The sequence below is a fragment of the Formosa sejongensis genome (assembly GCF_033447105.1).
Lineage (GTDB): Bacteria > Bacteroidota > Bacteroidia > Flavobacteriales > Flavobacteriaceae > Formosa.
The window spans coordinates 22,665-29,775 of record NZ_JAWQUN010000035.1 but is presented as its reverse complement, the minus strand read 5'-3'; the positions used below and the strand labels follow the sequence as shown (position 1 = coordinate 29,775).

The following is a 7,111-nucleotide window of genomic DNA, read 5'->3' as shown; positions in this document are numbered from 1 at the left end:
GTCCGCTAAGGTTGAGGCTTTCTGTAATTTCATAACCTAAAAATAAGACTTGAGAACTTAATTTACAAACAGTTATTCAATATAATAATAGATTCAATTGATTTGACCTTGCAACGGTCTTAAATTATTACTTGTTGTTGCTATAATTATAGCTGAGATTAAAACTGAGTTTGAGATATTCCACTTGCTTTGAAATAAGTTAATAATAAACGGATCGACATCGGTAATCCCCACAAAAAAGGATAAGAATTTGATACCGCTTTCGCCGTAATTTTTGGTTACATAATGCGTAACTAAAGCAAAAAAGATAAAAAGCGAGGAAAAAATTAAAGCTGTTTTAAATTCTAACGGGTTACTATTATTATTTGTGAGTTGTAAATTATAATCCTTTACCAAAACAGCTTTTTTAAACTTCAATAAATAAAGAACTATTAAACAGAAACTATTATAAACACAATAAATGAAGGTGCTAATTTTACCGCGATATCTTTATTAAAAAAGTAAGCAAGCAATAAGATCCGTAAATACATCATAGTTTTAGCTAGTAATATTGCAGAAGCCATTTCAGAATTCTTTCCTTTCTCTTTACTTTGTTTTGTTAGAATAAATGTAGTCGCTCTACTGCTGTATAATATTCCTGTAAGTAACATACCCGCTTTCGGAAACGCAAATTTTTTAAGCAAGTAACTAGAATAAGAAATACCAGAAACTGCAACTATTGCCATCCAAAACTTATAAGGCGAAATATTTATATCTTCAGAAATTAGCGTATCTGGAAGTAAAGGTAAAATAACACCAATAATGACTAAGAATTTAGCTAGCGTAATAAATTCTTGGTCGTCAAATTTTTGCGAAAATTTAAAAAACACACTCTTTAGTTCTTTGATCCACAACACGGTAACCACTATTAAAATAACTAACCAAGCGGGTTCCGAATATATTAATGGAGCCAAACAATACGTAATAAAAGCTAAAATAAGAGATGTGGCACCAAACGTTTTATACGCTTTAATTTTCCCCAATAATATGTAATTAGCACAGTAGTAATACAAATTCCTCCTCCTGCAAATAGCGTTAATTCTTTAGGTTCTATAATGTAAAGCATATAGCCCAATATCCCTATAAGCGTAAACGTTCTATCCGTTCCAAATAAGCTTTCAAATTTTAATGTATTGCGCTGGCTTCTTTGCTCCAAACCGATAAGTAAGGCAAATAACACCGTTAGTGCAAAATTTGAATTGTTAACTGGAATTTTATGTAACAATTCTTCAAGCATTTTAAAATCGTTTAAATTTGATTTAGTTAATCAACTTTTGTCTATATTATTAAGCTAGATTTCAATCTTATTTTTTGCTTTTCCAAGCATGGATACTCCAAAAAGTGCGGCTCCTAAAAGTGCTGTTTTTTCATTTAATATTATTTTTACCGGTACCATTTTTAGTAATTCATCCATTCGACCCGACTGTATAAAGCCTCTATTAAAAACAGTTAAATCTATGCCTTCAATTATTTTCGGAACAATACCTCCTCCAATAAATATGCCGCCTGTGGTTTTCATTTTAAGTGCAAGTTGTGCAGATTCTATAGCCAGAAATCTGGTAAACAAATCAAATGTTTCTTTACAAACTACATCTTTACCCTCAATAGCTGACTGGGTTATTAATGCCGCCGGATTACCTTTTAAAATTTCTTCTTGAATATACTCTGGGACAATTTGTCCTTTTTTCTGAATTAAGAATTTATAAATATCGTAAATACCAGGACCTGATAAAACACGCTCCCAACTTACATGTTTATAAATTTGATGCATGTACTCCCACAATTCAATTTCAAGAGCATTACGTGGACAAAAATCACAATGACCACCTTCTGAAGCAAATGGGTGGTAATGGGAACCATCCCAATACAATCCGACTTCTCCAAGTCCAGTTCCAGGAGATATAATAACGGCATTACCAGGCACATCAGAACCTTCTCTTATGGTTTTAAAATCTGTGTCTTTAAGAGCAGCAAGTCCATAAGCATTTGCTTCCATGTCATTAATAAGGGTTACGAAATCTATTTGTAATTCCTTTCCAATTTTATCTCCATTAATCTCCCATGGAAAATTCACACCATGAACTTTATTATAGGCAACGGGTCCTGCAACACCTATACAAAGACTGTTAATTACAAGACTTTTGTTAGTATAAAAATCATAAATCATCTCTACAAAAGAATTGTGATCTTTTGTATGGTATTTCTTTTCTTTTAATTGATAAAGCTGTCCATCTTTTATTTCAAAAAGAGCTAGATGTATTTTTGTTCCGCCAACATCTGCTGCCAAAACAATCCCTTTTTTGGGTATTTTACTCGTATTGATAAAGGCCATAGGAATTTGAACTTCTTCTAGTAATGATAACGGTATACTATTAACTTTAGTCATTTTCTTTAGGTATCATTTCATATTTATATTCCAATGAATATGTTTAATCTTTTTTTTTAAAGTGTTTATATCTTGAAAGCCGACTATTTAAATTTTATAAATTTTCTGCTTAATAAACAATTTAACTTAAGATGTGTTTATTAAGCACATTAAGATTATCATCAAACTCATATACATAAGGAACACCTGTTGGTACTTCAATTTTAGAAACCTCTGCTGCTGGAATTTCATCTATTTGTGCCATTAATGCTCTAATAGAATTTCCGTGAGCGGTAACCAAAACCGTTTTATTTTGTACTAATTGAGGTGCAATACATTCAAAAAAGTATTCCACAACTCTTTTACGTGTATCTTTTAAAGATTCACTTACTGGTAAATAATCAGGATTCACATGTTTGTATTTATCATCGAATCTTGGATGTCTCTTATCATCTAAAGTTAGCGTTGCTGGCGGAGTCTCATAACCTCGTCTAACATTCCAGAAAAGCTCTTCTCCAACATCTTTCTTAACCTCATCCTTATTTAGTCCTTGCCATGCACCATAATGTCTTTCATTTAGTCGCCAACTATAAAGGCAGTCAATATGCATTAAATCTGCGGCTTCCAAAATAATCCAATTGGTTCTTATCGCTCTTTTTAAATAAGAAGAGAAACATATAGAAACTTCAATATTGTTTTGCTTTAATAGTTCGCCTGCTTTTTGAGCTTCTATTATACCTTGTGGTGCAAGGTCTACGTCTGTCCATCCAGTAAAAACATTTTCTACATTCCAAAGACTTTTACCGTGTCTTACTAAAATTAATTTTCCCATTATATACTTAATAAAATATGTATGTTAAAAGTAAAACAATGACAAAAGATTCAAAATGATATTAATCAGTATAGATCTAAAAGCAAAAGCCTTTTATAATTCAAATAATCCTTTTGGAATGGCATGAAGACCCATATTATTTACTTCATCTTGAATAGTAGAAATACTTATGAGTTTGGAAGTGTAAACAATAAATTCTTTAGGAAATACGCCCTTAATTAGTGTCACACTTTTAACACCATCAATTTTTTGAAGCCGAACTTTAACCCGCTCCATTTGCTCATCTTTTAAGACATCTGTACCAAAAATCTTCCCGTGATTTCCTGGAATAATATTTTCTGAAATTAAGTTCATAACCTTATGTTTTTATAATTAGTCCCTAGATTTATATAACTTATAATTAAAATAATACTGCTACTTACTATACAAAATCACAAACCCTTTTTTTAGACATCTGCTTAAAATAACTTACACCAATCAAACCTTCTAACTCGAGCTAACAAACTACTGTTTAGCATCTAAAGATAGACAACTACCTATTTGAGCTAAATGATATATATCATTTATAAATAGAAATTTTGATTATACATTCGAATCATAAACAATAATTTAGTCATGAAAAGCAAGTCGATTAAAGTTCATTTTCTAGGAGCATCTGGAACTGTTACTGGCTCTAAATATTTGGTAGATACCGGAGATAAAAAAATATTAATTGATTGCGGTTTATTTCAAGGTGTTAAAGAACTTCGGTTATTAAACTGGAATTATCCACCTGTAGATATCGCAAGCATTGATGCTGTACTTTTAACTCACGGTCATATGGATCACACTGGCTATTTACCACTCTTAGTAAAAGCTGGATTTAATAAAACTATTTATGGTACGAATCCAACGCTAGATATTGCCAAAATAATTCTTAACGATAGCGCCAAAATACAGGAGCAGGATGCAAAACGTGCCAATAAAGAAGGCTACTCGAAACATAATCCTGCAAAACCATTATATGATTTAAAAGATGTTGAAAACACCATTCCACATTTTAAAGGGGTTCCCCCAGAACAGTGGGTACCTCTTTTTGATGGTATCAAGGCACGTTTTCAATACAATGGTCATATTCTGGGATCTACTTTTATAGAATTAGATATTAACGGCAAACGTTTTGTGTTCTCTGGTGATATTGGAAGAAAAAATGATTTGCTTTTATTTTCGCCACTAAAACCTAAGAAAGCAGATGTCCTTTTTATTGAATCGACTTACGGTGGTCGGTTTCATCCAGAAGAAAGTGAAGCAATTCCCAAAATAGAAAAATTAGTAAATGATACTATTAATCGTGGAGGTATGCTTTTTATACCAAGCTTTGCCGTAGAACGCGCACAATTGGTAATGCTTATTCTATGGCGTTTATTTAAGGACCATAAAATCCCTAATGTTCCTATGATACTAGATAGCCCTATGGCGACCAATATGCTGGAATTATTTCAGAACACGAGAGATTGGCATAAGTTGGAGTATCAAGAATATTCAGAGATGTGCTCTCATTTTAATATTGTGAGTGATTACTATGATTCGATGCAGTTACGTGAGGATAAACAACCGAAAATTGTAATTGCCGGAAGTGGAATGCTTACTGGAGGACGGATTTTAAGCTATTTAGAAACTCAAGCTTCAAACCCCGATAACACTCTATTATTTGTTGGTTATCAGGCAGAAGGTACACGCGGAAGAAAACTGTTAGAAGGTGAAAAAGAATTCAAATCTTATGGTAAATGGATTCCATTTAATATGCAAGTCGAAGAAATTGAAGGCCTCTCTGCACACGCCGATCACACAGAATTATTAGATTGGCTGGATGCTATTAAAAATACACCCGAGAAAACATTCATTATTCATGGTGAAACAGAAGCCGCTGAAGCTTTAAAAAAAGGAATCGAAGACACCTATGGATGGACTTGTGAAATCCCACAATTATACGACATCGCAAACATTGAAAACGACAAGTAGCACAAGAGCATTTCCGCTTTAAACACGCACCAAAAAGCCCTAACCTATTTTATTAAGTTAGGGCTTTTACATGGAATTCAGTCTTCATTATAAGATAATTACAGTTATAAACGAGGCACAATTCAGTATTTAAAAATATCAATAAAATTTAGTTAAAATCGGAATACGAATGATATATATCATTTGAAATCCTAATGTAATTACGCAACTTTATTACTCATAAAAAACGTTTTAAGACATATTAACAGATGGAAAATACGATCAGATTTTACGAACAGCGTGAATTTCACGTATTCGTTTCAGAAGCATTTCCTGAACTTATTCAACTAAGAAAAACAGGAGACCAAGAGGCGTTTAACAAACTCATCTTAAAAATATTACCAAGCATTAGGAAATATATTAATGGTCGGTTACTTACAGCCATAAACAAAGGCCATTTCTCTAAAAACAAATACAAGGCAAACGATTTTATCGATCAACTTTTCATAGAAGTTTATAATCATATTGACGATGTGAAAAATGCAGAATATTTTTATTTGTGGCTATTTAAAAAAACAGACAAATTACTTGAGGATGTTATCGTAGAAGAAGAATTCGATGATTACTTTTTTAAAAATATTGACGACTATTCTAAACCAGAATGGGATGAAATGGAAGAGAAATTTAGTACAGATGGTGGAGGCGATTTGTTAATGATTGATGAATTGGACGATATGTCTTATAACAAAAATGATTATATCCTAAATAAAGTATTCATTGAAGACGACGAACAAAAATATATAACAGCGATTGATAAAGCATTAAAAAAAGATGAAGCACAGAAACATACAGAAATGGTACTCCGAAAATTACCACTAAAGGTACAATCTGTTTTTGATTTATTTAGCAATTACAATTTTAGTATTGTAGAAATCGCCAAAATTAAAATGATTAGTTCAAAAGACGTCGATCAGTTAATGCAATATGCACGAAAAAATATTCGTGCAAGTTTTATGAATAGATATTTAATTGATAATAAATAAATTAGAATTAGAAATTATGAAAACTAAAACATTAAATCCTAAAACCGAATTGTTATTAGGTGCAGGTCTAGACGTATTACATTTTGAAAGTCAAGAATGGTTAGATACCATAGCGTTCTGGAAAGATGAAACTCGATTTTTCGAAGAACTATTAACCAATAAGAAAGCACAAAACGAAAAACAAGAAACCTTCGCAAAAATGCTAACCACCTTGGATAAAATTCACAAAGATCTTTTTGAAGATTTAGAAGAATCAATCCTGAAACACGAACGCTTACTTTCAAGAATTGAACTTGGAAAAAAAGGGTTATCCGACGGAAATTTCAGAGAAGAACATCGTGAAATTAAAGGTAGAATGGCAACCTTTTCAAGTGATTTTCGTTCATTTAAAAAAATAGTCTTCGATTACGCGAAAGAGCTTTAACATTAAAGAAGTACGCGTTTGCAACCTTAAATTTAATTGATTTTAAAACACACATTATGGAAATAACACTGTACAGAAAAGAGTATGAAACGATAGATTCTATAGAAAATTTTCTTCGATTTTATAACAATTTAAACATGACTTATTTAGCAAGCGATTTGTTAAAAAAAGGCTTATCTCCTAAACAAATCAAAAAGGCGATTTTAAAAGCTATTAAGGTTGGAAAATCTTCAGGCATAGAAATTAAGAAACATTTTATGCCTGTTTTTACCCAAGTGAATACTGAAATTATTAGCGATTGTAAACTGTCTAAACTAGCGTATGGATTATTACTTCTAAATGCAGATGTAAATCTTCCTATTGTTGGTGAATGGCAAGTGAATGTTTTAAAACATTTTGAAGAATAAGTACCTACACCATTATTTTGG

The 7,111-nt window shown here is 31.7% G+C and carries 10 protein-coding genes; 4 read left to right on the top strand and 6 right to left on the bottom strand.

Translation table 11 applies throughout. The features are described from left to right. Window positions 1-93: 93 nt before the first annotated feature. The 6 genes from R6X41_RS18940 to R6X41_RS18915 form a co-directional block, all read right to left on the bottom strand. Window positions 94-432: a DUF4010 domain-containing protein gene (locus tag R6X41_RS18940; RefSeq protein WP_318501929.1), complete on the bottom strand. Its 339-nt coding sequence runs from the start codon at window positions 430-432 to the stop codon at window positions 94-96. Next, the gene (locus R6X41_RS18935) at window positions 432-1,022 is read right to left on the bottom strand and encodes a DUF4010 domain-containing protein (RefSeq protein WP_318501926.1); all 591 of its coding nucleotides are present in this window, start codon (window positions 1,020-1,022) and stop codon (window positions 432-434) included. Before R6X41_RS18935 ends, R6X41_RS18940 begins: the two co-directional genes overlap by 1 nt. Further along, complete coding sequence (locus R6X41_RS18930) at window positions 971-1,276, bottom strand: hypothetical protein (RefSeq protein WP_318501925.1); 306 nt, start codon at window positions 1,274-1,276, stop codon at window positions 971-973. Before R6X41_RS18930 ends, R6X41_RS18935 begins: the two co-directional genes overlap by 52 nt. Before the next feature lie 54 nt (window positions 1,277-1,330). Then, entirely contained in the window at window positions 1,331-2,425 is a 1,095-nt protein-coding gene (glk, locus tag R6X41_RS18925) for a glucokinase (protein ID WP_318501924.1), read from the bottom strand. 121 nt (window positions 2,426-2,546) lie between these two features. Further along, window positions 2,547-3,236 carry a 2,3-bisphosphoglycerate-dependent phosphoglycerate mutase gene (locus R6X41_RS18920; protein ID WP_318501923.1) on the bottom strand — a complete coding sequence of 230 codons (690 nt, stop codon included), beginning with the start codon at window positions 3,234-3,236 and terminating at the stop codon, window positions 2,547-2,549. A 93-nt stretch (window positions 3,237-3,329) separates the two neighbouring features. Beyond that, window positions 3,330-3,590: a heavy-metal-associated domain-containing protein gene (locus R6X41_RS18915; RefSeq protein ID WP_318501922.1), complete on the bottom strand. Its 261-nt coding sequence runs from the start codon at window positions 3,588-3,590 to the stop codon at window positions 3,330-3,332. Window positions 3,591-3,851: 261 nt separating this feature from the next. On the opposite strand from R6X41_RS18915, the gene R6X41_RS18910 reads away from it, so the two are divergent. From R6X41_RS18910 to R6X41_RS18895, 4 genes are all read left to right on the top strand, one after another. Next, entirely contained in the window at window positions 3,852-5,237 is a 1,386-nt protein-coding gene (locus tag R6X41_RS18910) for an MBL fold metallo-hydrolase (RefSeq protein ID WP_318501921.1), read from the top strand. A 248-nt stretch (window positions 5,238-5,485) separates the two neighbouring features. Further along, window positions 5,486-6,259 (top strand): RNA polymerase sigma factor, encoded by a 774-nt coding sequence (locus R6X41_RS18905; protein ID WP_318501920.1) that lies wholly within the window; start codon window positions 5,486-5,488, stop codon window positions 6,257-6,259. Between the two features lie 16 nt (window positions 6,260-6,275). Beyond that, window positions 6,276-6,683, top strand: a complete 408-nt coding sequence (locus R6X41_RS18900) for a hypothetical protein (protein WP_318501919.1) — start codon at window positions 6,276-6,278, stop codon at window positions 6,681-6,683. 56 nt (window positions 6,684-6,739) lie between these two features. Beyond that, the gene (locus R6X41_RS18895; RefSeq protein ID WP_318501918.1) at window positions 6,740-7,090 is read left to right on the top strand and encodes a hypothetical protein; all 351 of its coding nucleotides are present in this window, start codon (window positions 6,740-6,742) and stop codon (window positions 7,088-7,090) included. The last annotated feature ends 21 nt before the right edge of the window (window positions 7,091-7,111 follow it).

Bases quoted from the DNA above. Each gene is read 5' to 3' on its own strand.
- R6X41_RS18930 (WP_318501925.1), bottom strand. From the start codon at position 1,276: ATGCTTGAAGAATTGTTACATAAAATTCCAGTTAACAATTCAAATTTT.
- glk (WP_318501924.1), bottom strand. From the start codon at position 2,425: ATGACTAAAGTTAATAGTATACCGTTATCATTACTAGAAGAAGTTCAA.
- R6X41_RS18920 (WP_318501923.1), bottom strand. From the start codon at position 3,236: ATGGGAAAATTAATTTTAGTAAGACACGGTAAAAGTCTTTGGAATGTA.
- R6X41_RS18915 (WP_318501922.1), bottom strand. From the start codon at position 3,590: ATGAACTTAATTTCAGAAAATATTATTCCAGGAAATCACGGGAAGATT.
- R6X41_RS18910 (WP_318501921.1), top strand. From the start codon at position 3,852: ATGAAAAGCAAGTCGATTAAAGTTCATTTTCTAGGAGCATCTGGAACT.
- R6X41_RS18905 (WP_318501920.1), top strand. From the start codon at position 5,486: ATGGAAAATACGATCAGATTTTACGAACAGCGTGAATTTCACGTATTC.
- R6X41_RS18900 (WP_318501919.1), top strand. From the start codon at position 6,276: ATGAAAACTAAAACATTAAATCCTAAAACCGAATTGTTATTAGGTGCA.
- R6X41_RS18895 (WP_318501918.1), top strand. From the start codon at position 6,740: ATGGAAATAACACTGTACAGAAAAGAGTATGAAACGATAGATTCTATA.